This is a genomic window from Staphylococcus chromogenes, from assembly GCF_029024625.1.
In the GTDB taxonomy this organism is placed as follows: Bacteria; Bacillota; Bacilli; order Staphylococcales; family Staphylococcaceae; genus Staphylococcus; species Staphylococcus chromogenes.
Genome location: NZ_CP118953.1, coordinates 631,564 through 655,099, shown reverse-complemented (window position 1 = coordinate 655,099; position 23,536 = coordinate 631,564). Strand labels below are relative to the sequence as shown.

Genomic DNA, 23,536 nt, shown 5'->3' with positions numbered 1-23,536 from the left:
GTATTTATGAAAAGTATATTAAAATTGAGCTCAGAGACTATAAAAAGGGAGTTTTTTTATTATGACCGTCATGCGTACAATTACATTTATGCTAAGTATTTTTATTGTAGGAATGGTAGAGCTTGTCGTTGCAGGAATACTCAGCTTAATGAGTACAGACCTTCAAATTTCTGAAGCATGGATAGGTCAACTTGTTACGATTTATGCTTTTACTTTCGCAATCACAGGGCCCATACTCGTAAAATTAACAGAACGTTTTTCACCTAAACCTGTTCTACTAATCACAATCATTGCTTTTATCTTAGGGAACTTCATGATTGCAATTGCTCCCAATTTTACAATGATTGTTATCGGTAGAATCATTTCTTCAGCTGCTGCTGCCTTAATTGTCGTAAAAATTTTAGCCATCACCGTGATTCTTGCTAAACCCCAGCATCGTGGTCGGATGCTAGGATTAGTCTACACTGGCTTTAGCGGCGCGAATGTGTTTGGTGTCCCTATAGGAACATTAATCGGTGACTGGATTGGTTGGCGCTATACATTTGGTATGATTATTTTCGTTGCCATTATCGCAGGTATTTTGTTAAGTATTTATTTGCCAAAGCAATTACAAACAAACTATGAAACCACTCAAGATTACCGCATGAAAATTCGTCATAAATCTGAAGTCATAAAATTATTATCCATTACCTTTATCTTTTTAACTGCTAATTCAGTGGCTTATATTTATATTAATCCTCTGATTCTTTCAGGCCATCATACTATCCAGTTTGTTTCACTTGCCCTTCTCATCATTGGTGTAGCAGGTGTCTTCGGAACATCAATAGGCGGCTTTTTTACAGACATCTTATCTTTTAAAAAATGGTTACTGATTAGTGGAACCCTCTTTACTATTATGATGCTTATTTTAAATCAACTTTGGACCTACAGTATTTTATTACTTATCGCCTTATTTGTATGGCATTTGATTCAATGGAGTACTAACCCCGCTGTACAAAGTGGTTTAATTGAACAAGTCGAAGGTGATAACAGTCAAATCATGAGTTGGAATATGTCCGCACTTAATGCCGGCATAGGATTTGGCGCATTACTTGGTGGCCTCATTGTCGCCCATATGAATCTCTATGCCACGATTTATGTGGCTATGGGTATTGGGATATTAGGTTTACTCGTAATCTTCTCTCTAAAAAAACCGCAACCTAAAAACCATTGAACACTATAAACAAAGCCCATCGTCTATAGAGAATACGATGGGTTTTTTAGCGTTGTCATTATTGCTTAGTCAAAAAATGCGTGATTTGCATATGTAATTCAACTTCGACAGGAATACAATATTCTTTCATCGTCATTTGTACGTGGCGATGAAGTTTTCTTAAGACCATGATAGGTTCATAGGCTTCATCAATACTGACTTGAAAATAAATTTTCAAACATTGCTGATTCATCTTTAACCATTTCGTTGAAGGCGTATTTTTTCGCAATGTGGACATTTGATATTGTGGTCGCCAATGACGTATACCAGAGTTAAAACTCAGTTCTCTGTCAAAAATAACTTGTATTTGTGTGACTACCTGTGGTGTGAGTGCTAACTGAGAGATCATGAAAAAACGCTACTTTCTAATTTTACTTGATTATAGATATATTATACTTAATAAAACACACAATACAATCTTATTTTTAATAAATATATAAAGTTAACTTAAATTAAAACATAAAAGTGGGTGGACTACACGCCCACCCAAAATTAGCACTAATTTATAACGTTTATTTGAAATGAAATGTATCAAAATTGATTCATTGCTTTGCTAAGAATCAAAAATATATTTTAATAAATGATACCGCATATAGCTTAGCCCTACATCACTCATTCATTTTTACTTTTATCTTCTTTTGTTGTCACATGTCGACGTGGACGCTCTTGAGCTAAAGCGCGGAATAGAGACCAAATCATTAAAATAATGACAAAGGAGAACGGCAGTGCTGCAATAATTAACATATTTTGAATCGCTTGTGTGCCACCTGTCACAATCATAATAATCGCAAATAACGCAAGCATGATTCCCCATGCGATTTTGACAAACGAAGCTGGGTTATTATCTCCTTTAGTACTCAACATCCCCAGTACATAGTTCGCTGAGTCGGCAGATGTAATAAAGAAGATAAAAATCACAATCAATGTCAACAAGCTTAATAGAAAACCCATAGGAAAATGTTGATACATGGCAAATGTAGCTGTTTCTGTTGCTTCTTTTGCCAAATTTGCCACTCCATGTTGTTGTTGATCAAGCGCGGATGCGCCAAACACGGCAAAGAAAATAAAACATACGAATGATGGCACAAATAATACACCAATAATAAATTCTTTAATCGTTCTTCCACGTGAAACACGCGCTATAAAAATACCGACAAATGGTGCCCATGAGACCCACCATGCCCAATAAAAAATCGTCCAATTATTGACCCATGTTTTCTGCTGTTCATTATTTAATGGCATGCGTAAACTCATATCAAAAAAGTGGGCGATATAATTACCGAGACCATTAGAAAAAGTATTTAAAATATAAAGCGTAGGTCCTAGTACAAAAACTAAAACTAAAACAATAAACGCCAGTAACATATTAATATTACTTAAATACTTTATTCCTTTACTAATTCCGGTCCAACTTGACCATGTAAAGACCATCGCTGAAAACAAAATAATCAATAACTGCGCTGTAAACGAAGGCTTGATGTTGAACATAAAATTAAGACCTTGGTTAATTTGTAGCGCACCAAAACCGAGTGTTGCAGCGACACCTGTCACTGTTGCGATAATCGCAAGCACATCTAGTAAACTGCCTAACGGTCCAGACATGCGCTTTTCACCAAATAAGGGACGAAGGGTCGCACTAACCAATCCCGGATAGCCTTTATGGAAATTAAAATAAGCCATCACTAATGCAACAATCCCATAGACACCCCATGCGTGAATGCCCCAATGGAAAAAGGCAAATTGTATCGCATCTTCAATCGCTTGGTTAGATCCAGGTTTTGCTAATGGTGCACTTGTATAAGCATGGCTTAAAGGCTCTGCTGTAGTCCAAAATACAAGCCCCATGCCCATACCAGCACTAAATAACATCGCAAACCAAGATTTTAATGAAAACTCTGGATCTTCTCCTTCTTTTCCTAATGTGATTGAACTGTACTTTGAAAATAAGAGATAAATACAGACAAATAATATCGCTAAAACAAGCAATAAATAATACCATGCGAAGTTTGTCGCAATAAAACTCGTGACTTTTTGAGTGGTTGTCTCCACGTGTTTAGGGAAAAGTGCACCTAATAATACGAAAAGCGCACACAATACAAGTGATACCCAAAAGACGATACTCACTTTAAAGTTTTTCATACTTCATATCCACCTTCACTTTATTTCTATGCACTTTCCCTATTCCCAGCTATTTAATCGGTTTTTCATCGAATAATTTAAATGATTTTAATAACTAATTTACCAATAAATTGTTGATTTTCCATTTCTTCATGCGCTTCGTATACTGTTTCCACAGAGAGACCTTCAAGCGTTTTCGTTCGCGTTGAAATGTATTGCCCTTTTTCTAATTTATCCGCCACATCTATTAAGTAAGTTTGATATTGTTTAACCTCTTTTTGATGAATCGCTCTCGCAAACATAAACTCATGCGTGAATGTGATACTTTTATTTTTCAAAAGATTTAAGTCTTGTTTTTCTTTGAATGCCACAATCGTTGCGATATGCCCACGGGGCTGTACTAATTCAATCATCGGTTCAAAATAAGCGTCTGTGTCGTAAGTACAGAAAATATAATCAGGTGCAAGACGTTCTGTTTTTGCCCATTCGTCCACGAGTGAATTTTTGTGATTCAATACATCATCCGCACCTTGTTGTAAGGACCAAACTTTCGTTTCTTCGCGTCCTGCTGTTGTGACCACCGTTAATCCGTAGGCTTTGGCAATTTGTGTGGCAATACTTCCAACGCCACCTGCGCCATTAATAATAAGCAGTGTTTTCCCTTTATTATCTTCAGGGTTTTTCGAAATACCAAACACATCAAAAAACGTCTCATACGTGGTTAACGCTGTTAATGGAAGCGCCGCAGCATCTTCGTAAGACAAGTCATCAGGAATACGCGCAATATAGTCAGTAGGTATCAGTTGATGTGTTTGATTAGCGCCTTGGCGTTGATTAGATCCCGCATAAAATACACGGTCGCCGACATGAAAGTCAGATACATTTTCTCCACAAGCCACAATTTCCCCCGCAGCATCAAATCCTAGAATACGATACGCATCATTTAATGGGGCTTTGCGTGTTTTTGTATCTACAGGGTTGACTCCCGTAGCATGTACTTTTATTAGTACTTCATCTTTCGTAGGATGAGGATGTGTGACTTCGATTTCTTTAAATAGATTGCCTTCTTTCAGTTCGAAAGGCTGTGTACTCACAATAGCTTTCATATTTTCAACTTCCTCCTTGGATTCAAATTGACAAATGTAGTGCCACTCAGCATCACATACGTGTCTCCTTAATTCTCCCTCAATATAGCACTATCTTTAGTTCCGTTCAATGAAGATAAAAGAGACTCGAACACGTGTATGTCCGAGCCTCTTTTTCGATAAAGTAGGCAATTGTTTCAAAAACTAATACATTCTCCCAATTATTTAATCCAATTTTGAGAGGCCTACATGAATTTTGTTGATTTTTAGATGTTATTTTAATCGCTTATTCAATGATTTGAGTTTCTGCGAGCTTTTTATACCAATATGCACTTTTTTTAGGATAGCGTTCTTGTGTCTCAAAATCCACATAGAAAAGACCATAACGTTTTTCATAACCATTTGACCAAGAGAAGACATCCATCAATGACCAAATAAAATAACCTTTGACATTTGCGCCATCTTCAATCGCATCCGCAATCACTTCTAAATGTTGTTTCACATAATCAATACGTGCATCATCTTCAACTGTGTTATTTTTAAATTCATCTTTATAACCCAAGCCGTTTTCAGTGACATAGATTTTTTTATAATTCGGATAATCACGTTTTACACGCATAATTTGATCATAGAGTCCTTGAGGATAAATCATCCAGTCCCAATCTGTTCGTGGAACATCTATATCAAATTCACGTTGACCTACCCCTTTTAATTGATATTTAGATGCGCCTTTTTCCCCTTTACCATTATGCGTAATTTCACTTTCTCCATCAAAACCACGCATCCAATCACTCATGTAATAATTAATTCCTAAAAAGTCATTTAAATCTTTAGCCGCTTCTAAAACTTCAAAATCTTCCTCACGTAAATCAAGTTGTCCACCATTCACGTCTAAAATGTGTTTAACGCCATTCATTGTGGCCTCAGAATATTTTCCAAGATATGTCGCATCAAGAATAAATTTATTGTGAATAATATCTTCGAGTTCTGCAGCGCGCACATCTTCAGGATTATTTTTATCAAACGGATATTTTGTTGGTAATGCGTGAACTACACCTATCTCCCCAGTATATCCTTGTTCTTTATATAATTTTACGGCTTTGGCATGGGCAACCATCATATTATGATGAGATTGAAAGACTTTTTCAAAATCATATTGAATCCCTGGTGGGAATTTCCCAACTAAATATTGTCCATCGCCAATCGGACCAATTTCATTAAATGTTGTCCAATACTTCACTTCTTCAAATTCTTTAAAACAAAATGCTGCATAATCCACAAAATGTTGAATGTTTTGTCGATTTAAGAAATCACCATCCGAATGTAACGTTTCAGGTGTATCAAAGTGATGTAATGTGACAAAGGGTTCTACCCCACGCTTTAAACACTCTTTGAACAGGTTGTGATAGTACTCAACACCTTTGGCATTAACTTCACCATATCCTGTTGGAAAAATACGAGACCAAGCGATGGAAATACGAATACCATTCACCCCAAATTGTTCACTCAACTCTAAATCTACAGGATAACGATGATAAAAATCACTTGCTGGCTCAGCTGTGTACCAATAATTTTCTTCTAAATATGTGTCCCAAGCGACGCGACCTTTACCATCAGTTTGAGTAGCACCTTCTGCTTGATACGCTGCAGTGGCCCCGCCGAAAATAAAATCCTTCGGTAATTTTTTCATTGTATAAGACTCCTTTTATTTGAATTGATCTTTCACAAATTGTAGTGCCCCTTCGCCATCTCGCGTCAATTTGATATATTCGGCACCTTGCGTTTTAGCCAATTTAATACCTAGTCGATCTGTATCTTGTTTAATGTCTTCATAGTTAGATGCCACTTGTGGGGCTAAAATAACTAAATCGTATTCTTTCATAATATCCATATGTGCGCCGTAACTTCCTGCGGCTGCCGTCACAGGTTTATGGTGTTCTGCGGCTGCTTGATTAAGCGCATTTGCGAGTAAACCACTTGTGCCTCCACCCGCACATAAGACAAGTACATTGGTTTGTTCAGTAATATCGTCGACACTTTTAGCCTCTTGTGTTTGCGTTTGGTCTGCTTTTGTTTCTTGTGCTGTTGTTGTTCCAACAGATGAGGCGATGACCGCATCCGCTTTTTTCGTATCAAAATTATCAGAGACTTTTGAACGTAATTCGTCTGAACCATCAATCCCTTTTAACTCATCTTCTAAAATTTGCTTATCATAAACTTTAAAGAATGGATAGTAGATGAGGACATCGACGACAATCAGTACGAGTGCAAGGACAAATGCCCACACTTCGAAACCTGTTCCCATGATAACGCCCAGTGGACCTGGTGTTGTCCATGGAAGTACAACACTGAAACTGTTCATCCCTAGAACATCAACAAAAAATTTGAAAATCCAAACGTTAACAATCGGTGCTGTGATGAACGGAATAAAAAAGACTGGATTTAAAACAATCGGTGCCCCGAACAAAATCGGCTCATTCACACCGAAAAATGTTGGTACGACAGACGCACGACCGATAGCTTTGTTTCTTTTTGATTTTGATAACCACATGAAGATAAACGGCACAACCAATGTTGCCCCAGTTCCCCCCATAGTTACGATAAACATTTGCGTACCCGGTGTTAAAATTTTGTCTGCATGTTCACCTGCTTGAAGCATTTTAAAGTTTGTTTCAATATTGGCATAGGTGATTGCGGCAATCGCCGGTTCAACAATTGATGGGCCATGAATCCCGACAAACCAGAACAAGGCAAAAGCACCAAAAATTAAGGTGATTCCCACATAACCATCTGCTGCTGTAAATAAAGGTTCAAACATCTTTACAATAGCTTCTGCCACATTTGTATTAATAAGGGCACGCACCGTTAAATCCAAACCATATAACACTAAAATAACAAGTGTAAATGGAATCAAATCTTTGAATACTTGAGAAATATTCGGTGGCACTTCTTTTGGCATTTTAATCGTGACATTGTTTTTCACACATATGTTATAGATAATAACAGTCACAAAGGCAGATAAAAATGCTGTTAATAACCCTTTTGTTCCCATAAAGGCGTTCGCAAAACCACCTTCTTCAAGAGGGTTGGCTGCTAAAAATAAAAATCCGCAAATTGAAGCAAGCATCGTCGAAATAAAGTTAATTTGATTCGTACTTTCAAGTCGACGGTTATAGGCATCAGTTAATGCTTTAGCGGTAGTCCCTGCGACAAGTAAACCTACAACGCCCATCGTATACCCATAAGGTTTCATTATGGCTGCTTCGATGTGTTTTGGCCATGTAAATCCAAAGATATTCGGGACGTAGGCAATAAGTAGAAATATACTTGAAAATAAAATGACAGGCATTGCTGAAATAAATCCATCACGAATGGCTCTTAAATATATATTTCGAGAGAGCTTTTCAAAGAATGGTTTACCCTTTTCAATAAAACCGATTAATTTATTCATCATAATGATTAACTCCCTCTTTTGTATAATTCAATGATGTGCTTTAACATATCTTTTAATAATAATGTTGTCATAAGGTGATCTTGGCCATGCATCATCGTCACACTGTATGCGATATCATCACCTGCCGCTTCTTTTTGTAATAAAGAGGTTTGTGCATTATGTGCATTAACAATACATTGGTTGCCTTCTTCGATTAATTGTTCCGCTTTCGCATAATCTCCTGTTTGCGCAACATTTAAAGCTTCTAAATATTTAGAACGTGCATCTCCAGCATAAGCAACGATTTCAAACCCTAACATTGTAACTTCTTCTCTGTTCATGGAAATCCCCTCCACTAAAATTGAATAATTTTAAACATGCTTTTTGTATGATACGGCTGTGTCCTTTAAAACGTTGTTTAATTCGCTAATATTGCGGTATCCTTCTGAACGTAACCATTCTCTTGCTGCTGTTTCGCCTTCTTTAATGTAGGCTTCTACTGAACCTGCCCAAGTGGCACGTCCACACAGTACACCGTTAAATTGAGCGCCAGCTTTAGATGCAAAACGTAATGTGTCTTGGAATAATTGTGCTGACACCCCTGCACTTAAATAAATGTAAGGAAGTTCTGTGGCTTCGTCTTGTTGTTTAAAGTAAGCAGCCGCTTCTTCTTGCGTATAGACCGCTTCCCCTTCACCAAATCCTTCCACATAATTCATATCTACTGGAACTTCGACTTTTAAAACATCTACACCAAAACGTTCATTTGAAAAAACACGCATTGCTTCAATCACTTTACGTGGTTTTACTTTGGCATATTCTGGTCCTTTATTGTCTTCAATCGTGTCATCATACGCTAAAATTTCTAAGAAAAACGGAATATCTTCCGCTTTACATTCAGAACCTATACGTTCAATATAGGCTTCTTTTTGATTATTAATCGCTTCCTCATCATCAATATCGTAATAAAGTAAGAATTTCACAGCGTGTGCGCCAGCTTCTTTAATACGTTTTGCTGACCAGTCGACTAAGCAGTCTGGTAAACGACCTTTAGCATTTACGTCATAGCCGGTTTTCTCATAAGCTAATAAGAGCCCTGCTTCAGGATGACGGACTTGTGTCGCAGGTAAGCCGTATTCAGGGTCTAATAAAATAGATGATGCATAAGGCGTTAGTTCTTCAGAAACTAATTTTTTTAAAGTTTCGATGTCTTCTACTTGAGGTTCTCCTGTTTGATATTTGGCCATCATACGTTTTAATGCGCCACGTTGATCAAAGGCAAGCGCAGAAATAATACCGTTTTCGTTACTGACTTGTTCTAAAAATGTTTGTTTTGAGCTCATGTCTTACACCTCTTCATTTTGTTAATACATTTGGTTGTTGATTTTTAACGTATAAATCTACCACATTTTTTATCTAAATTTTCAAAATATAAAAGATAGAATTAATCGTGATATTCACCTTTGTCCCATTTTTCTAAAAACTCATCAAAGAAATGCTCATCTTTTTGTTCTTGATTAATCGATTCAACTTTAGATATTTTCTCAATCAACTTTTTGTTTTCTTCAGTCGGCTTATACTCTGCATTGATAAATGCTTCAACAATATCACAAAGTAAAAGCTCACCTACAATTTTGCCTCCGAAACCTATTACATTCGCATTGAGTTGTTCTTTGGCGTATAACGCTGTCGACATATCTCTCACTAATGCTGAACGAATGCCTGGCACTTTATTTACGGCGTTATTAATCCCCACACCTGTACCGCATATACATACACCTAAATCTGCCTCTCCACGTGTCACTGCTTCTCCAACTTTTTTACCAAAAATCGGATAATGCGTACGTGTAAAGTCATAAGTTCCACAATCAATGACTTCATGACCTAATGATTTTAGAAATTGAGAAACTTCCATTTTTGTATCTGTTACAATATGATCGCAACCAATTGCTATTTTCATATTTATTGCCTCCTATTAACACATTTTGTTTAACATATCGACGCGAATTTGATGACGGCCGCCATCGTAATAACCTTCTACAAAGCCTTTAACAATATTAATGGCCAATTTTTCACCCACAAGTGCAGCGCCCATTGTAATCATTTTGGAATTGTTATGACTGCGCGTCATATACGCTGAACGTTCATCAGACACTTCTGCAGCTATCATGCCTTTGATTTTTGTTGCTACCATAAAGCTCCCTGCACCATATTCATCAATGACAATCCCTAAGTTACTATCATCTTTCTGAACTTCTTTTGCCACAGCTACAGTAACATCAATAAAATCTGATGTATTTTTTTCAGTGACATCTAATACGTCGTAATTGTTCTCTTCAAGATAAGTTTTAATGTGGTCCTTTAACGCTAAACCATACTGATCTGCACCTATTACTACTTTCACATTAATCATCCTTCCTAAGTTATCGCCTATGTTGAAACTTACATTGAAATAAGCGCTTTCATCTCTTTATGTTTAAATTATAAACTTAAATAAACATTTTTACAACATCTAATGTTGATTTATGTTTATTTAAGTTTGATTTGTTCTCAATTTAGACAAAAAAAGACAGACGAAGTATGAAATCTTTCGTCTGTCTTTAGAATTAGATAAAAATTTTTATTCATGGAATACACGAGTGACTAAATCACTTCAATATAATTGCGAATCATGCGCTGTTGCTCTTCTGTTAAATCGTTCGTTACAATAGCTGTGAGATCCGTTAACTCACAAAACGAAACAAAATCTTCTTTGCCTAATTTAGAATCATCTGCAAGCAAATATTTCTCATTTGCGTGGGCGATAGCTAATTTTTGCGTATAAGCCTCTTCATAAGAAGAAGTCATCACATCATTACCTTTAATTCCATTTGCACTAAAAAAGATTTTAGAAAAACGCATCTTCTCAAGTAACGTATTGGCCATCTCACCAACAAATGATTCTGTAATTTCTCGTTGAGCGCCTCCGATTAAATAAACATTGAAGTGTTCAGAGCGTTTACGAAACAAAATGTGAAATACGGGAAGACAATTGGTGACTACCGATAAGCGCTTGTTTTGAATCTCGCTAGCTAACAATTCAATCGTCGTCCCAGGACCAAGAAAGATGTTGTTGCCATCTTCAATCAGTTGCGCCGCTTTTTTAGCAATCTCTTTTTTTTCTTCCATTTGTTGCGTATGTTTTTCATTATGGGACATCTCTTTATATTGAAAAGCCGTATTGCTTCGAGCACCCCCATGTATTTTCGTTAAAACACCTTGTTCTTCTAGCTCAATCAGATCTCGCCTAACCGTCATATCAGATACATTCAAGTCATCGACGATATCTTGAATACGTATTGTTCCTTTTTCATGAACACGTCTTGCGATTTCATCTAATCGTTCATATTTATTCAATCTGTTCACAACCTTTTTGTTTGTCCTCGCTTCATTGCTTAAAGCAGTCCATTTATTCATATTAACTTCAATTTACTATAAATAGATGCAAAAATAAACAATTGCGAATTTCTAAACAGTTTAATTCAACATAAACAAACAAAGGGCGGAACAATATGTAATTTCATTTTTCATTTATCTTCAGAGCTTAAATAATTTCCTTAACTATAAAAAAGCACATCCCGACCTTTGTCGAGATGTGCTTTTGATATGATACACAAATCTGTATTCGAATAATATCGTAACAGTTTGAAATATTAACGTTTTGAGAATTGTGGTGAACGACGTGCTTTTTTAAGACCTGGTTTTTTACGTTCTTTCATACGTGGGTCACGAGTAAGTAATCCAGCGCGTTTTAAAGAACCTCTGTACTCAGGATCTGCTTCTAATAATGCACGAGCGATACCATGACGGATAGCTTGTGCTTGACCAGTGAAACCGCCACCATGAACGTTAACTAATACATCGTAGTTACCTTTTGTTTCAGTAACGTCAAATGGTTGGTTTAAGTCTAAGATTAATGATTCGAATGGTAAGTATTCACGTACGTCACGGTCGTTTACTTTAATGTTACCTTCACCTGGTACTAAACGTACACGTGCTACTGAGTTTTTACGACGGCCTGTGCCTCTATATTCAACTTGTGCCAATGTCTTTTCCTCCTTCTAATTAACCACGTAACTCGTAGTTTTCTGGTTGTTGTGCAGCGTGTGGATGTTCAGCGCCACGATAAACGAATAATTTTTTACCTTGTTTTTCACCTAAACGTGAACTTGGTAACATCCCTTTAATTGAGTTTTCTAATAAACGTTCTGGGTTTGTACGTTTTAATTCACCAGCAGTGATTGATTTTAAACCACCTGGGTGATTTGAGTGTCTGTAGTAAATTTTATCTTGTTCTTTGTTACCAGTGAATTGGATTTTTTCAGCGTTGATGATGATTACGTAATCACCTGTATCAACGTGTGGTGTATAAGTTACTTTATTTTTACCGCGTAAGATAGATGCTACTTCTGATGATAAACGACCTAATGTTTGGCCTTCAGCATCAACAACATACCATTTGCGCTCAATATTTGATTCATTTGCCATAAATGTTTGACGCATATTAATTGTCCTCCTAGTGAATAAGTAATTCTAAGCGTGTTTTCAACCAGTTTTCGTACACAACTGTGAACGAAATGTTTATTCCGTTAACTGTTGATCTGTCCTGCTTCTATATCTTGTAACACAATAAGTTTCCGGGGCTTATCGTGGGGTGATATAAAACAATACCGTTAACTATGATATAATTTTTACCCGTTATTGTCAATGTGTTTCATAGAATTTTGTAATGATTTTTTCTTATGAATTCGAATTTCTGAACCGAATTTTTCAATCAATTCCGCCTCAGATAAATATATTCTTTCTAAATAGAGGCCTTCCGCAGGCGCCGTATGGGGCACAAGATTACGATCTTGCGCTTTTAAAATCATCGGCACTTCATCTGCTTGACGTTTGCCTTTTCCTACTTCAATTAAAAATGCCATGATGACACGCACCATGTTATATAAAAAACCTGAGCCTGAAATGACAAAATCTAAACCATCTTGTGTTGGAATAACACGACTTTCATAGAGGGTACGTTCTTTGCTTTCGACTTCTGTTTTTTGTGAACAAAAACTTGTGAAATCATGTGTTCCTATAAATAACTGTGCAGCTTTGTTCATTTCGTCTATATTCAATTCATGAGAAATATAGGTTTTAAGATGCGCTTGAAAAGGGTCTTTGTGCGCTCCTTGATAAATCTTATATCGATATGTTTTTCCGACACAATCATACCGACAATGAAAATCGTCATCAATAAACGTAACGTCATGCACATAAATGTCTTCAGGTAACGCACGATTCATCGCATATTGCCACTGTGTGGGCGAAATCACCAGTTCGGTATCAAAGTGAAAGTATTGCTCTAATGCGTGCACACCACGGTCTGTGCGACTTGACGGATGGATGCGTACAGGGTGTTTATGCATGCGCTTTAAAATCTTTTCAAAATACCCTTGGACAGTGCGTCCCTGATTTTGAATTTGAAATCCTAAAAACTGTCCTCCGTGGTAACTGATTTTTACGAGTACACGTTGCATGCTTTGCCGCCTTTCTATAAATATAATCGAATTAAATAAACAACCGCACCAATAGGAATGAGCAATGCAATCGTTACTGTATCTTTAAAGTGCCATTCTAAATGACGATAACTCGTCCGTTCGAGTTGGGCATCATATCCTCTGACTTCCATGGCGATGGCTAAATCTTCTGCACGTTTAAATGCCGAAATAAATAGTGGAATGAGTAAAGGGACAAATGCTTGTATGCGATGGAAAAGCCCCCCAGAATTAAAATCTGAACCTCTCGACTTTTGAGACATCATAATTTTATCTAATTCTTCCATTAACGTTGGAATAAACCGTAATGCAATGGACATCATCATGCTTAATGCGGCAACAGGTATTTTTATATACTTTAATGGTTTAAATAAGCGTTCAAAAGCATCCGTGAGCTCTAATGGACTGGTCGTGAGCGTCAAAATTGTTGAAATCAACATAATGAATATCAGTCGGCATACAATGAGTGCCCCTTCATTAACCCCTTGACTATCAATAGAGAGGATTCCCCATTCGAAAAGACGTGTGCCCCCTTTGGTGACAAATAGATGCATGACAAACGTCAATCCTACAAAAATAAAAACGGGGGTTAACCCTTTCAATAAAAAGAAAAGAGGCAAGCGTGCTAATTTAATAATGACTAATAGAATGCATGCGAGCCATAAATATGCAAACCAATGATGGCTGAAAAAAATGATGATAATAAATAGAAAAACAAACAAAAACTTTGCTCTAGGATCAATGCGATGCACAATAGAATTTAGTGGTAGGTAACGTCCAATAATCAGTTTATCTTTCACGTCGGCCACCCCACTTTTCATACAATTCTATAAAGGATTCTTCCGTTAAAGCCACACCATCGAATAGCATGTTCGAACGTTGCTCTAAATCACGTTGTAAACGTAACGTATCAGGTAAATCTAGATGGAGTGATTTTACGAGTTCCTCTTGTTGGAAAAATACTTCAGGTGTGTACGTTCCAACAATGTGTCCTTTTTTCATCACTTTCACTTCGTCTGCATAGCGTGCAACATCATTCATTTCATGTGAAACTAAAATAACCGTTTTGCCTTCTTGTTGATTTAAATGCTGAATAAGGGTCATCACTTGTTGTTTACTAATAGGATCAAGTCCTGCTGTAGGTTCATCTAAAATTAAAACGTCTGGATCACAGGCTAAAATTGAAGTGATTGCCACCTTTCGCATTTGTCCTCCAGATAATAAAAACGGAGATTTTTGTAATAATTTCTCTGGTTCGATGCCCATCATCTCTAAATACTTTTTTGCTTTTTCCAAGGCTTTCGCTGTATCCATTTTGAAATTTTTAGGGCCAAATAAAATTTCCTTTTCTACGGTTTCTTCAAAAAGTTGTGCTTCAGGGAATTGGAAAACCATTCCTATACGTCGTCGTATTGCTTTTAATTCACGATCTTTCGTTTTACGATTAATATGCATATCAAAGACTTGTAACGTCCCTCTTGAAGGCTTTAATAATCCATTTAAATGTTGAATAAGAGTTGATTTACCTGAACCTGTTTTACCTATAATGGCATAATAGCGGCCTTCTTCAAACGTCGTCGTCACAAGATTTAAAGCTTGATAAGCATAAGGCGTATGCTTTTGATACGTGTATGACACGTCATTAAATTGAATCATAGTAATCGCTCCACTAGTGCATCGTAAGATAATAAATGTGTTTCTAATTGTAACTTTTCAGCCATACGCATGGAGAAGGGCAAAACTAAGCCAAGTTGTTGAAGCATATCTGATTCCTTGAAAATCGTTTCTGCATCTCCTTGCATGGCAATCCGGCCTTCATTCATGACGATGATACAATCTGAGTCCACAACTTCACTTAAATCATGTGTCACTGAAAGCACAGTAACTCCCCACTGATGATTAAGTGTTTGAATCATTTTTAAAATTTCAGCTTTCCCCTCAGGATCTAACATTGAGGTAGCTTCATCTAAAATAATCAGTTTGGGCTTTAAAGCAAGCACCCCTGCAATCGCAACACGTTGTTTTTGACCTCCTGATAAAGAAGTCGGTTCATGCAGACGCTTATCAAACATATCTACATCTTTTAAAACTTGAGGGACAATTTGATGCATTTCTTCATATGAAACTTTTTTATTTTCAAGTCCAAAAGCAACGTCATAACTGACCGTGGACCCCACAAATTGGTTTTCCGGATTTTGAAATACGACCCCAATGCGTTCTCGAAAAGCTGAATGCGTCTCTGACTTTACAGAGTGACCATTTATAAGGATATCGCCTTCAAACTCAGATTCAATACCTGCGATGAGTTTAGTTAATGTTGATTTACCTGAGCCATTATGACCAACGATTGAAACCCACGCGCCTGGATTAAAAGAAAAATTAATGTCTTTTAAAATCGTTGTTTCTGATGCATCATATTGAAATGAAACATTTTTGAATTCAATGATAGGTTGCATGGTTTATCCTCTCTTTTTTAACTTCTCTCCTATTTTACCGAATATAAGATAGATTGTATACCAACCGAGCCGATATGATGACATTTAAAATGGTTAGACTCACGCGATTTTAACTTTTGTAAATAAACAAAAAAGGGCATCTCCAATATATGGAAAAGCCCAGATGATGCTATTATCTCAATCGCAATGATTCAAAAATGAACATCACAAACGATTGACAAGAAAAAAGCGCGCACCCCATCTATATTGAGTTCACGCTTTGTCGTCAATATTAAGTTAGATGGGGCACTTTGAGCTAGACAATATTTGTATGTGGCAAACATTATCGTTGCACTCATATGCTTTAAATGTAGTAGTGTGTATTTATTATACTAATTCGATAATAACTGTTAATGCACCGTCACCTTTACGTGGCGCAACTTTAACGATACGAGTGTATCCACCTTGGCGCTCTTGGTAACGGTCCGCGATTTCACCAAATAATTTTTGTAATGCTGTTTGTGTTGTTTCATCTTCGTTTAAGATTTCTACATTACGTAATGTTTTAGCAGCGTTACGACGAGAAGCTAAGTCACCTTTTTTACCTAAAGTGATCAATTTTTCAACGACACTACGAAGTTCTTTCGCACGTGCTTCTGTTGTTTCAATACGCTCGTTAACAATAAGTGAAGTTGCTAAGTCACGTAACATTGCTTTACGTTGATCTGAAGTACGACCTAATTTTCTGTAACCCATGAGTTAACCTCCTTTATCAATCTTCTTTTCTTAGACCTAAACCTAAGTCTTCTAATTTGTATTTAACTTCTTCAAGAGACTTGCGACCTAAGTTACGCACTTTCATCATATCAGCCTCTGATTTGTCAGCGAGTTCTTGCACTGAGTTAATACCAGCACGTTTAAGACAGTTGTAAGAACGTACAGATAAGTCTAATTCTTCGATAGACATTTCAAGTACTTTTTCTTTTTGATCTTCTTCTTTTTCAATCATAATTTCAGCATTTTGCGCTTCGTCAGTTAAACCAACAAAAATGTTTAAATGCTCAGTCATGATTTTTGCAGCTAATGAGACAGCTTCTTGTGGTGTGATTGAACCATCAGTCCACACATCTAAAGTTAACTTATCGAAGTCAGAGCTTTGACCGACACGTGTATTCTCAACTGTGTAATTCACACGTTCCACTGGTGAGTAAAGTGAATCCACTGGAATAACACCAATTGGTAAATCACTTGAGTTGTTTTGATCAGCTAATGCATATCCACGGCCCTTATTAGCGACTAAACGCATTTTGAAATGTCCACCTTTTGATACAGTGGCAATTTTAAGGTCAGGATTTAAGATTTCAACATCACTGTCGTGTGTAATATCTTTGGCAGTGACTTCGCCTTCTTCTTTTACATCGATTTCTAATGTTTTTTCTTCTTCAGAGTAAATATTAAGTGCTAACTTTTTAATATTCATGATAATCGTAGAAACATCTTCTACAACGTTATCAATCGCTGAGAATTCGTGTAAAACACCTTCGATTTCGATGTATTTCACAGCCGCACCTGGTAATGATGATAGTAGGATACGACGTAAGGAGTTTCCTAGTGTAGTACCGTAACCACGTTCAAGTGGTTCAACAACAAACTTACCGAATTTAGCATCATCACTAACTTCAATTGTTTCAATTCTAGGTTTCTCGATTTCTATCATTTACATATCCTCCTTAAGTACGTCGACTTGCATAAACTATAAATTTTTAGTGTTAAGTGAGTAGTGACAAAACAAAAATTTAATTATACGCGACGACGTTTTGGTGGACGGCAACCATTATGTGGAACTGGAGTAACGTCTTTAATCGCTGTTACTTCTAAGCCTGCTGATTGTAATGCACGGATCGCTGATTCACGACCTGGACCAGGGCCTTTTACTGTTACTTCAACTGATTTCAAACCATGTTCCATTGCAGCTTTTGAAGCTGTTTCTGAAGCCATTTGAGCTGCGAATGGTGTAGATTTCTTAGAACCTTTGAATCCTAATGCACCTGCAGATGACCATGATAAAGCATTTCCGAATTCATCTGTAATAGTTACGATTGTATTATTGAATGTAGAACGGATGTGAGCAACACCGTTTTCAATATTCTTTTTCACTCTACGTTTACGTGATACTTGTTTACGTGCCATAGATTAATTTGCCTCCTTTACCTATTATTTTTTCTTGTTAGCTACAGTTTTAACTGGGCCTTTACGCGTACGCGCATTGTTTTTAGTTTTTTGACCATTTACTGGTAAACCACGACGGTGACGGATACCACGGTAAGATGAAATTTCCATTAAACGCTTAATGTTTAAGTTTGTTTCACGACGTAAGTCACCTTCAACTTTGTAGCCATCTACAACTTCACGGATGCGGCCTAATTCGTCGTCAGTTAAATCTTTAACACGAGTGTCTTCTGAAACGTTTGCTTCAGATAAGATTTGTTTCGCTGATGTTTTACCGATACCGTAGATATATGTTAATGAAATTACTACGCGTTTATCACGTGGGATATCAATTCCTGCAATACGTGCCATATTATTTACACCTCTCTTTTAATTAACCTTGTTTTTGTTTGTGTTTAGGGTTTTCACAAATTACCATTACTTTACCTTTACGTTTAATGACTTTACATTTTTCGCAAATCGGTTTAACTGATGGTCTTACTTTCATTTTTTATACCTCCTTCAATGATGGAGTGACAATTACTTATAACGATATGTGATTCTTCCGCGTGTTAAATCATACGGAGACATTTCTACTGTTACTTTATCGCCAGGTAGAATACGAATATAGTTCATACGAATCTTGCCACTAACGTGAGCTAAAATCTCGTGACCATTTTCTAATTCTACTTTAAACATTGCATTTGGTAAAGTATCTAATACTGTACCTTCGAGTTCGATAACATCTTGTTTTGCCATGAATTAACGCCTCCTTTTCAGTTGTAAGGATCTTAATATATCAACGAATAATAGTTGGCTTGGTTTACATTGTCAAAGCGTATCGTTTATAAGACTTGTCACGGAATTTTGATTACAGTTTCAAAGTTAACGACGTGTAAAGTCAAACACTTTAAACCAAGTCGTTACTATTTTAAAGATTCTAAAATACGGATGACGTCTTCTGTAACTTCATTAATATTTTTAGAACCGTCAATATTTTTAAGTACGCCCTTTTGGCTATAAAAATCTAAAATAGGTTTAGATTGTTTGATGTTAACATCTAAACGGTTAGCAACTGTTTCAGGGTTGTCATCTTCACGTTGGTAAAGTTTACCACCTTCAAGATCACAAACACCTTCAACCTTTGGAGGATTGAAAACAAGATGATACGTTGTGCCACAAATTTCACAAATGCGACGACCTGTAAGACGATTCATCAATTCCTCTTCTGGCACATCAATGTTTACAACTGCATCGATTTCTCTTCCAAGGTCTTTTAAAATCGAATTTAAAGCTTCAGCTTGTTCGATTGTACGAGGAAATCCGTCTAATAAGAAACCTTTTTTCGCATCGTCTTCAGAGATACGTTCTTTCACAATGCCTACTGTAACTTCATCTGGTACAAGTTCCCCACGATCCATGTACGATTTAGCTTCTTTACCTAGTTCGGTTTCATCTTTAATCGCTTTTCTGAACATGTCCCCTGTAGAAATATGAGGAATAGGGTACTTTTTAATAATTTCACTCGCTTGAGTTCCTTTACCAGCACCAGGTAATCCCATTAAGATAATATTCATAAATGCCCTCCTATGAATTATCGTCGACCAAAGCCTTTATATTCTTTTTCATTCACTTGAGCTTCTAAACTTTTCATCGTTTCAATAGCAACACCGATAACGATGAGTAAGCTTGTACCACCAAGTTGAATAGCTTGTGGTAAATTCATGAATTTCGTTGCAATAATAGGAAGAATCGCAATCACTGCTAAGAAAATTGAACCTACGAATGTTAAGCGATATAAGACTTTGGTTATATACTTTTTCGTCTGTTCTCCAGGACGAATCCCAGGAACATAGCTCCCTTGTTTTTTCAGATTATCTGACATTTTTTCAGGGTTAACTTGAACAAACGCATAGAAATACGTAAATGCAATAATAAGTACTACATAAACGATCATTCCCATATTGTTTGATGGATCAGCATAGTTACCAATTTTCTGCGCCCAATCTGCTTTAGGGAAGAACAAAGTTAATGTTCGTGGTAATAAGAAAAATGCCATTGCGAAAATGACAGGAATTACCCCTGCAGAGTTAACTTTTAATGGTAAATATGTTGCTTGTGAACCAAGACGCATATTCGATTGTTTTTTTGCATATTGAATAGGAATTTTACGAATGGCTTGTAATACGAAAACCGCGCCCACTGTAAGTAAAATCATACCTACAATAAGACCAATGACTTTCAGCCAAGCAAGTGTGACATCATCTTGTCCAATGAATTCTTGTTGATAGAATTGCATTAAAGCGGATGGCAGTGTTGATAAAATACCTGCAAAGATGATAATGGAAATCCCATTACCGACACCGTATTGCGTAATTTGTTCACCTAACCACATTAAGAATGCAGTACCTGTTGTCAATACAATTGCTATTAAAAGATACGACCAAACATTTTGTGTTTGAATCAGTGCACCACCGAGGTATGAGTTAAATTGATAAGACATACCAATAGATTGGATAAACGCAAGTACAATCGTGAAATAACGCGTAATGTTATTTAACTTCTTGCGTCCTACTTCACCTTGCTTCGCCCATTCTGTAAACTTTGGAACAATATCCATTTGTAACAATTGCATCACAATGGAAGCTGTGATGTAAGGCATAATCCCCATTGCAAAAATGGAAAAGTTCTTCAAGGCCCCGCCACCAAATGTATTTAACAGATCAGTGACGCCTTGAGAACCTTGTTGATTATCAAATGCTGCTGGATTAACTCCAGGTGCTGGAATATACGTACCAATTTTGAAAATCACTAACATTGCAAGAGTAAAGAAAATCTTGTTACGAACTTCTTTAGTTTTAAAGAAATTCACAAGCGTGTGAAACATTAGATCACCTCGTGAGCTCCGCCTTTCGCTTCAATAGCATCTTTAGCAGAAGCTGAGAATTTGTGTGCTTTAACAGTCAATTTCTTTTCTAAAGAACCATTACCTAATACTTTAATGCCAGATTTTTCACTTTTAACTACGCCTGATTCAATTAATAATTCAGGTGTAACCTCAGTACCATCTTCGAATTTGTTAAGTTGGTCTAAATTAACAATAGCATATTCTTTACGGTTGATGTTAGTGAAACCACGTTTAGGGATACGACGGAATAATGGTAATTGACCACCTTCGAATCCTGGTCTTACGCCACCACCTGAACGTGCTTTTTGACCTTTTTGACCACGACCACTTGTTTTACCGTTACCAGTAGCCGCACCACGACCTACACGGTTACGTACTTTACGTGAACCTGCTGATGGTTTTAACTCATGTAATTTCATTTGGGCACCTCCTTAATTATTTTTCTTCTACTGTTACTAAGTGACTTACTTTGTTAATTTGTCCACGAATCGCATCGTTATCTTCAACAATTACAGAAGAATGCATTTTTTTCAAACCTAAAGCTTCAACTGTTTTACGTTGTGTTTCTGGACGTCCGATAACGCTTCGAGTGAGGGTAATTTGAATTTTAGCCATTTTAAATGTTTCCCTCCTTAATTATATAATTCTTCTACTGATTTACCACGTAAACGGGCAACATCTTCAGCATTTTTTAAGTTTTGTAAACCGTTAACTGTTGCGCGTACCATGTTAATAGGTGTGTTTGAACCTAATGACTTACTTAAGATATCAGTAATACCTGCAAGTTCTAATACGGCACGAACTGGTCCACCTGCGATAACCCCTGTACCAGGAGCAGCTGGTTTCATGAATACACTTCCTGAACCATAACGTCCAGTGATTGTGTGTGGTGTAGTACCATCAACACGTGGAACTGTGATAAGATCTTTCTTCGCAGCTTCAACAGCTTTTTTAATTGCTTCTGGTACCTCTTGTGCTTTACCAGTACCGAAACCAACGCGACCATTTTTGTCACCTACAACTACAAGTGCTGTGAAACGGAAACGACGTCCACCTTTAACAACTTTTGCAACACGGTTAATCGTAACAACGCGTTCTTCAAATTCTTTAACTTCTTCTTCTCTACGAGCCATTTATATTGTCCCTCCTTTAAATTAAAATTGAAGTCCATTTTCGCGAGCTGCATCTGCTAACGCTTTAACACGTCCGTGGAATAAGTATCCTCCACGATCGAATACAACTGCTTCGATGCCTTTTTCGCTTGCTTTTTTAGCGATTGATTCACCAACTTTAGTTGCCATTTCAACTTTTGTTGCTGATGTGTCAATATCGCTATCTTTTGTAGAAGCTTGAGCTAACGTTACACCTTTAACGTCATCAATGATTTGTGCATAAATGTGTTTGTTTGAACGATATACGTTAAGACGTGGCTTTTCGCTAGTACCTGACAATTTCGTACGAACACGTGCATGTCTTTTTAAACGTACTTTGTTTTTATCAATTTTGCTGATCATGTCAATACTCCTTTCTGTAGAGTTTATTTATTATTTACCAGTTTTACCTTCTTTACGGCGTACATATTCACCTTGGTAACGAATACCTTTACCTTTATAAGGTTCTGGTGGACGTACATCGCGAATTTTAGATGCTGTTGCACCTACTAATTCTTTGTCGATACCTTCAACTTTTACAGTTGTATTTTTCTCTACTGAGAAAGTAATACCTTCAGCAGCTTCGATTTCAACTGGGTGAGAATAACCTACGTTTAATACAAGTTTAGAACCTTGTACTTGAGCACGGTAACCAACACCGATAAGTTCAAGTCCTTTAACGTATCCTTGTGATACACCTTGTACCATATTATTAATTAACGCACGAGTTGTACCATGAATTGTTCTATGTTCTTTAGAATCAGATGGTCTAACAACTTCAAGTGTGTTTTCTTCTTGTTTGTAAGTCATTTCTTCGTTAAGTGTTTGTGATAATTCACCTTTAGGTCCTTTAACAGTGACTTTGTTACCTTCGATAGTTACAGTTACGTCACTAGGAATCTCGATAATTTTTTTACCAACACGGCTCATCCTGTGGCACCTCCTTATTTAATTAATGATTACCAAATGTAAGCTAATACTTCGCCACCAACATTACGTTTTCTAGCTTCTTTGTCAGTGATAACACCTTCTGAAGTAGAAACTAATGCGATACCTAAACCATTTAATACTTTAGGTACTTCGTTCGCTTTAGCGTAAACACGTAAACCTGGTTTAGAAATACGTTTTAAGCCTGTAATAACACGCTCGTTATTTGAACCATATTTTAAGAATAAACGAATAACACCTTGTTTATCATCTTCGATGTACTCAACGTTTTTGATGAAACCTTCTTTTTTAAGGATTTCAGCGATTTCTTTTTTAATGTTTGATGCAGGTAATTCTAATTTTTCGTGACGCACCATGTTTGCGTTTCTTACACGAGTTAACATATCTGCAATTGGATCTGACAATGTCATAGTTTGTTG

General features: G+C 36.7%; 31 protein-coding genes. 1 reads left to right on the top strand and 30 read right to left on the bottom strand.

Annotated elements, in window-relative coordinates:
- Positions 1-61: 61 nt before the first annotated feature.
- Positions 62-1,213 carry an MFS transporter gene (locus PYW36_RS03015; RefSeq protein ID WP_037574714.1) on the top strand — a complete coding sequence of 384 codons (1,152 nt, stop codon included), beginning with the start codon at positions 62-64 and terminating at the stop codon, positions 1,211-1,213.
- Between the two features lie 58 nt (positions 1,214-1,271).
- Here PYW36_RS03015 and PYW36_RS03010 read toward each other — a convergent pair whose 3' ends face one another.
- From PYW36_RS03010 to rpsH, 30 genes are all read right to left on the bottom strand, one after another.
- On the bottom strand, positions 1,272-1,601 hold the full coding sequence (locus tag PYW36_RS03010) for a hypothetical protein (RefSeq protein WP_103159485.1): 330 nt from the start codon (positions 1,599-1,601) through the stop codon (positions 1,272-1,274).
- A 263-nt stretch (positions 1,602-1,864) separates the two neighbouring features.
- Positions 1,865-3,391 (bottom strand): BCCT family transporter, encoded by a 1,527-nt coding sequence (locus PYW36_RS03005; RefSeq protein WP_103158743.1) that lies wholly within the window; start codon positions 3,389-3,391, stop codon positions 1,865-1,867.
- Between the two features lie 77 nt (positions 3,392-3,468).
- Positions 3,469-4,476 (bottom strand): zinc-binding alcohol dehydrogenase family protein, encoded by a 1,008-nt coding sequence (locus tag PYW36_RS03000; protein WP_103158742.1) that lies wholly within the window; start codon positions 4,474-4,476, stop codon positions 3,469-3,471.
- Positions 4,477-4,741: 265 nt separating this feature from the next.
- Entirely contained in the window at positions 4,742-6,145 is a 1,404-nt protein-coding gene (gene lacG, locus PYW36_RS02995) for a 6-phospho-beta-galactosidase (protein ID WP_037574726.1), read from the bottom strand.
- Positions 6,146-6,160: 15 nt separating this feature from the next.
- Positions 6,161-7,909 (bottom strand): lactose-specific PTS transporter subunit EIIC, encoded by a 1,749-nt coding sequence (locus tag PYW36_RS02990; RefSeq protein WP_172458431.1) that lies wholly within the window; start codon positions 7,907-7,909, stop codon positions 6,161-6,163.
- A 5-nt stretch (positions 7,910-7,914) separates the two neighbouring features.
- On the bottom strand, positions 7,915-8,229 hold the full coding sequence (locus PYW36_RS02985; protein ID WP_103158741.1) for a PTS lactose/cellobiose transporter subunit IIA: 315 nt from the start codon (positions 8,227-8,229) through the stop codon (positions 7,915-7,917).
- 30 nt (positions 8,230-8,259) lie between these two features.
- On the bottom strand, positions 8,260-9,231 hold the full coding sequence (gene lacD, locus PYW36_RS02980) for a tagatose-bisphosphate aldolase (RefSeq protein WP_103158740.1): 972 nt from the start codon (positions 9,229-9,231) through the stop codon (positions 8,260-8,262).
- 101 nt (positions 9,232-9,332) lie between these two features.
- Positions 9,333-9,848 (bottom strand): galactose-6-phosphate isomerase subunit LacB, encoded by a 516-nt coding sequence (lacB, locus tag PYW36_RS02975; RefSeq protein ID WP_037574736.1) that lies wholly within the window; start codon positions 9,846-9,848, stop codon positions 9,333-9,335.
- A 15-nt stretch (positions 9,849-9,863) separates the two neighbouring features.
- Positions 9,864-10,292, bottom strand: a complete 429-nt coding sequence (lacA, locus tag PYW36_RS02970) for a galactose-6-phosphate isomerase subunit LacA (protein ID WP_103158744.1) — start codon at positions 10,290-10,292, stop codon at positions 9,864-9,866.
- Between the two features lie 239 nt (positions 10,293-10,531).
- Positions 10,532-11,284, bottom strand: coding sequence for a DeoR/GlpR family DNA-binding transcription regulator (locus PYW36_RS02965; RefSeq protein ID WP_037574742.1), 753 nt, complete (start codon positions 11,282-11,284; stop codon positions 10,532-10,534).
- 296 nt (positions 11,285-11,580) lie between these two features.
- The gene (rpsI, locus tag PYW36_RS02960) at positions 11,581-11,973 is read right to left on the bottom strand and encodes a 30S ribosomal protein S9 (protein WP_037542446.1); all 393 of its coding nucleotides are present in this window, start codon (positions 11,971-11,973) and stop codon (positions 11,581-11,583) included.
- Between the two features lie 19 nt (positions 11,974-11,992).
- Positions 11,993-12,430 (bottom strand): 50S ribosomal protein L13, encoded by a 438-nt coding sequence (gene rplM / locus PYW36_RS02955; protein WP_037574745.1) that lies wholly within the window; start codon positions 12,428-12,430, stop codon positions 11,993-11,995.
- 188 nt (positions 12,431-12,618) lie between these two features.
- Positions 12,619-13,449, bottom strand: coding sequence for a tRNA pseudouridine(38-40) synthase TruA (gene truA, locus PYW36_RS02950; RefSeq protein ID WP_103158739.1), 831 nt, complete (start codon positions 13,447-13,449; stop codon positions 12,619-12,621).
- 14 nt (positions 13,450-13,463) lie between these two features.
- The gene (locus PYW36_RS02945) at positions 13,464-14,267 is read right to left on the bottom strand and encodes an energy-coupling factor transporter transmembrane component T family protein (protein WP_037574751.1); all 804 of its coding nucleotides are present in this window, start codon (positions 14,265-14,267) and stop codon (positions 13,464-13,466) included.
- Entirely contained in the window at positions 14,257-15,123 is an 867-nt protein-coding gene (locus tag PYW36_RS02940; protein WP_103158738.1) for an energy-coupling factor transporter ATPase, read from the bottom strand. The genes PYW36_RS02945 and PYW36_RS02940 overlap by 11 nt, the downstream gene beginning before the upstream one ends.
- Positions 15,120-15,923, bottom strand: coding sequence for an energy-coupling factor transporter ATPase (locus PYW36_RS02935; RefSeq protein ID WP_103158737.1), 804 nt, complete (start codon positions 15,921-15,923; stop codon positions 15,120-15,122). Before PYW36_RS02935 ends, PYW36_RS02940 begins: the two co-directional genes overlap by 4 nt.
- Positions 15,924-16,289: 366 nt before the next feature.
- Entirely contained in the window at positions 16,290-16,658 is a 369-nt protein-coding gene (rplQ, locus tag PYW36_RS02930; protein WP_037574759.1) for a 50S ribosomal protein L17, read from the bottom strand.
- A gap of 16 nt (positions 16,659-16,674) precedes the next feature.
- Positions 16,675-17,619 carry a DNA-directed RNA polymerase subunit alpha gene (locus PYW36_RS02925; protein WP_037574762.1) on the bottom strand — a complete coding sequence of 315 codons (945 nt, stop codon included), beginning with the start codon at positions 17,617-17,619 and terminating at the stop codon, positions 16,675-16,677.
- Positions 17,620-17,702: 83 nt separating this feature from the next.
- Positions 17,703-18,092, bottom strand: coding sequence for a 30S ribosomal protein S11 (gene rpsK, locus PYW36_RS02920; RefSeq protein WP_014613235.1), 390 nt, complete (start codon positions 18,090-18,092; stop codon positions 17,703-17,705).
- Between the two features lie 24 nt (positions 18,093-18,116).
- Positions 18,117-18,482: a 30S ribosomal protein S13 gene (rpsM, locus tag PYW36_RS02915; protein ID WP_037574765.1), complete on the bottom strand. Its 366-nt coding sequence runs from the start codon at positions 18,480-18,482 to the stop codon at positions 18,117-18,119.
- 22 nt (positions 18,483-18,504) lie between these two features.
- The gene (gene rpmJ / locus PYW36_RS02910) at positions 18,505-18,618 is read right to left on the bottom strand and encodes a 50S ribosomal protein L36 (RefSeq protein WP_002509257.1); all 114 of its coding nucleotides are present in this window, start codon (positions 18,616-18,618) and stop codon (positions 18,505-18,507) included.
- Positions 18,619-18,650: 32 nt separating this feature from the next.
- Positions 18,651-18,869, bottom strand: a complete 219-nt coding sequence (infA, locus tag PYW36_RS02905) for a translation initiation factor IF-1 (protein WP_001118443.1) — start codon at positions 18,867-18,869, stop codon at positions 18,651-18,653.
- Positions 18,870-19,036: 167 nt separating this feature from the next.
- Positions 19,037-19,687: an adenylate kinase gene (locus PYW36_RS02900; protein WP_037574768.1), complete on the bottom strand. Its 651-nt coding sequence runs from the start codon at positions 19,685-19,687 to the stop codon at positions 19,037-19,039.
- A gap of 17 nt (positions 19,688-19,704) precedes the next feature.
- Positions 19,705-20,997 carry a preprotein translocase subunit SecY gene (secY, locus tag PYW36_RS02895; protein ID WP_037574771.1) on the bottom strand — a complete coding sequence of 431 codons (1,293 nt, stop codon included), beginning with the start codon at positions 20,995-20,997 and terminating at the stop codon, positions 19,705-19,707.
- On the bottom strand, positions 20,997-21,437 hold the full coding sequence (rplO, locus tag PYW36_RS02890; RefSeq protein ID WP_037574774.1) for a 50S ribosomal protein L15: 441 nt from the start codon (positions 21,435-21,437) through the stop codon (positions 20,997-20,999). Before rplO ends, secY begins: the two co-directional genes overlap by 1 nt.
- A gap of 16 nt (positions 21,438-21,453) precedes the next feature.
- Entirely contained in the window at positions 21,454-21,633 is a 180-nt protein-coding gene (rpmD, locus tag PYW36_RS02885) for a 50S ribosomal protein L30 (RefSeq protein WP_037574776.1), read from the bottom strand.
- Between the two features lie 17 nt (positions 21,634-21,650).
- Positions 21,651-22,151 (bottom strand): 30S ribosomal protein S5, encoded by a 501-nt coding sequence (rpsE, locus tag PYW36_RS02880; RefSeq protein ID WP_037574777.1) that lies wholly within the window; start codon positions 22,149-22,151, stop codon positions 21,651-21,653.
- A 21-nt stretch (positions 22,152-22,172) separates the two neighbouring features.
- A complete protein-coding gene (gene rplR, locus PYW36_RS02875) occupies positions 22,173-22,532 on the bottom strand; it encodes a 50S ribosomal protein L18 (protein WP_037574779.1) in 360 nt (119 codons plus the stop codon).
- A gap of 30 nt (positions 22,533-22,562) precedes the next feature.
- A complete protein-coding gene (gene rplF / locus PYW36_RS02870) occupies positions 22,563-23,099 on the bottom strand; it encodes a 50S ribosomal protein L6 (RefSeq protein ID WP_037567123.1) in 537 nt (178 codons plus the stop codon).
- A 29-nt stretch (positions 23,100-23,128) separates the two neighbouring features.
- Positions 23,129-23,527, bottom strand: coding sequence for a 30S ribosomal protein S8 (gene rpsH, locus PYW36_RS02865; protein WP_037574781.1), 399 nt, complete (start codon positions 23,525-23,527; stop codon positions 23,129-23,131).
- Positions 23,528-23,536: the final 9 nt, after the last annotated feature.

What these genes read in the sequence shown, in the direction of transcription:
- rplF (WP_037567123.1), bottom strand. Translation starts at nt 23,099, where the DNA reads ATGAGCCGTGTTGGTAAAAAAATTATCGAGATTCCTAGTGACGTAACT.
- infA (WP_001118443.1), bottom strand. Translation starts at nt 18,869, where the DNA reads ATGGCAAAACAAGATGTTATCGAACTCGAAGGTACAGTATTAGATACT.
- rpmJ (WP_002509257.1), bottom strand. Translation starts at nt 18,618, where the DNA reads ATGAAAGTAAGACCATCAGTTAAACCGATTTGCGAAAAATGTAAAGTC.
- lacD (WP_103158740.1), bottom strand. Translation starts at nt 9,231, where the DNA reads ATGAGCTCAAAACAAACATTTTTAGAACAAGTCAGTAACGAAAACGGT.
- PYW36_RS02925 (WP_037574762.1), bottom strand. Translation starts at nt 17,619, where the DNA reads ATGATAGAAATCGAGAAACCTAGAATTGAAACAATTGAAGTTAGTGAT.
- PYW36_RS03005 (WP_103158743.1), bottom strand. Translation starts at nt 3,391, where the DNA reads ATGAAAAACTTTAAAGTGAGTATCGTCTTTTGGGTATCACTTGTATTG.
- PYW36_RS02940 (WP_103158738.1), bottom strand. Translation starts at nt 15,123, where the DNA reads ATGATTCAATTTAATGACGTGTCATACACGTATCAAAAGCATACGCCT.
- rplM (WP_037574745.1), bottom strand. Translation starts at nt 12,430, where the DNA reads ATGCGTCAAACATTTATGGCAAATGAATCAAATATTGAGCGCAAATGG.
- rpsM (WP_037574765.1), bottom strand. Translation starts at nt 18,482, where the DNA reads ATGGCACGTATTGCAGGAATTGATATCCCACGTGATAAACGCGTAGTA.
- rplQ (WP_037574759.1), bottom strand. Translation starts at nt 16,658, where the DNA reads ATGGGTTACAGAAAATTAGGTCGTACTTCAGATCAACGTAAAGCAATG.
- PYW36_RS03000 (WP_103158742.1), bottom strand. Translation starts at nt 4,476, where the DNA reads ATGAAAGCTATTGTGAGTACACAGCCTTTCGAACTGAAAGAAGGCAAT.
- rpsK (WP_014613235.1), bottom strand. Translation starts at nt 18,092, where the DNA reads ATGGCACGTAAACAAGTATCACGTAAACGTAGAGTGAAAAAGAATATT.
- rpsE (WP_037574777.1), bottom strand. Translation starts at nt 22,151, where the DNA reads ATGGCTCGTAGAGAAGAAGAAGTTAAAGAATTTGAAGAACGCGTTGTT.
- PYW36_RS02935 (WP_103158737.1), bottom strand. Translation starts at nt 15,923, where the DNA reads ATGCAACCTATCATTGAATTCAAAAATGTTTCATTTCAATATGATGCA.
- PYW36_RS03015 (WP_037574714.1), top strand. Translation starts at nt 62, where the DNA reads ATGACCGTCATGCGTACAATTACATTTATGCTAAGTATTTTTATTGTA.
- PYW36_RS02900 (WP_037574768.1), bottom strand. Translation starts at nt 19,687, where the DNA reads ATGAATATTATCTTAATGGGATTACCTGGTGCTGGTAAAGGAACTCAA.
- rplO (WP_037574774.1), bottom strand. Translation starts at nt 21,437, where the DNA reads ATGAAATTACATGAGTTAAAACCATCAGCAGGTTCACGTAAAGTACGT.
- truA (WP_103158739.1), bottom strand. Translation starts at nt 13,449, where the DNA reads ATGCAACGTGTACTCGTAAAAATCAGTTACCACGGAGGACAGTTTTTA.
- rplR (WP_037574779.1), bottom strand. Translation starts at nt 22,532, where the DNA reads ATGATCAGCAAAATTGATAAAAACAAAGTACGTTTAAAAAGACATGCA.
- PYW36_RS02985 (WP_103158741.1), bottom strand. Translation starts at nt 8,229, where the DNA reads ATGAACAGAGAAGAAGTTACAATGTTAGGGTTTGAAATCGTTGCTTAT.
- lacB (WP_037574736.1), bottom strand. Translation starts at nt 9,848, where the DNA reads ATGAAAATAGCAATTGGTTGCGATCATATTGTAACAGATACAAAAATG.
- rpmD (WP_037574776.1), bottom strand. Translation starts at nt 21,633, where the DNA reads ATGGCTAAAATTCAAATTACCCTCACTCGAAGCGTTATCGGACGTCCA.
- secY (WP_037574771.1), bottom strand. Translation starts at nt 20,997, where the DNA reads ATGTTTCACACGCTTGTGAATTTCTTTAAAACTAAAGAAGTTCGTAAC.
- lacG (WP_037574726.1), bottom strand. Translation starts at nt 6,145, where the DNA reads ATGAAAAAATTACCGAAGGATTTTATTTTCGGCGGGGCCACTGCAGCG.
- PYW36_RS02990 (WP_172458431.1), bottom strand. Translation starts at nt 7,909, where the DNA reads ATGATGAATAAATTAATCGGTTTTATTGAAAAGGGTAAACCATTCTTT.
- rpsH (WP_037574781.1), bottom strand. Translation starts at nt 23,527, where the DNA reads ATGACATTGTCAGATCCAATTGCAGATATGTTAACTCGTGTAAGAAAC.
- PYW36_RS03010 (WP_103159485.1), bottom strand. Translation starts at nt 1,601, where the DNA reads ATGATCTCTCAGTTAGCACTCACACCACAGGTAGTCACACAAATACAA.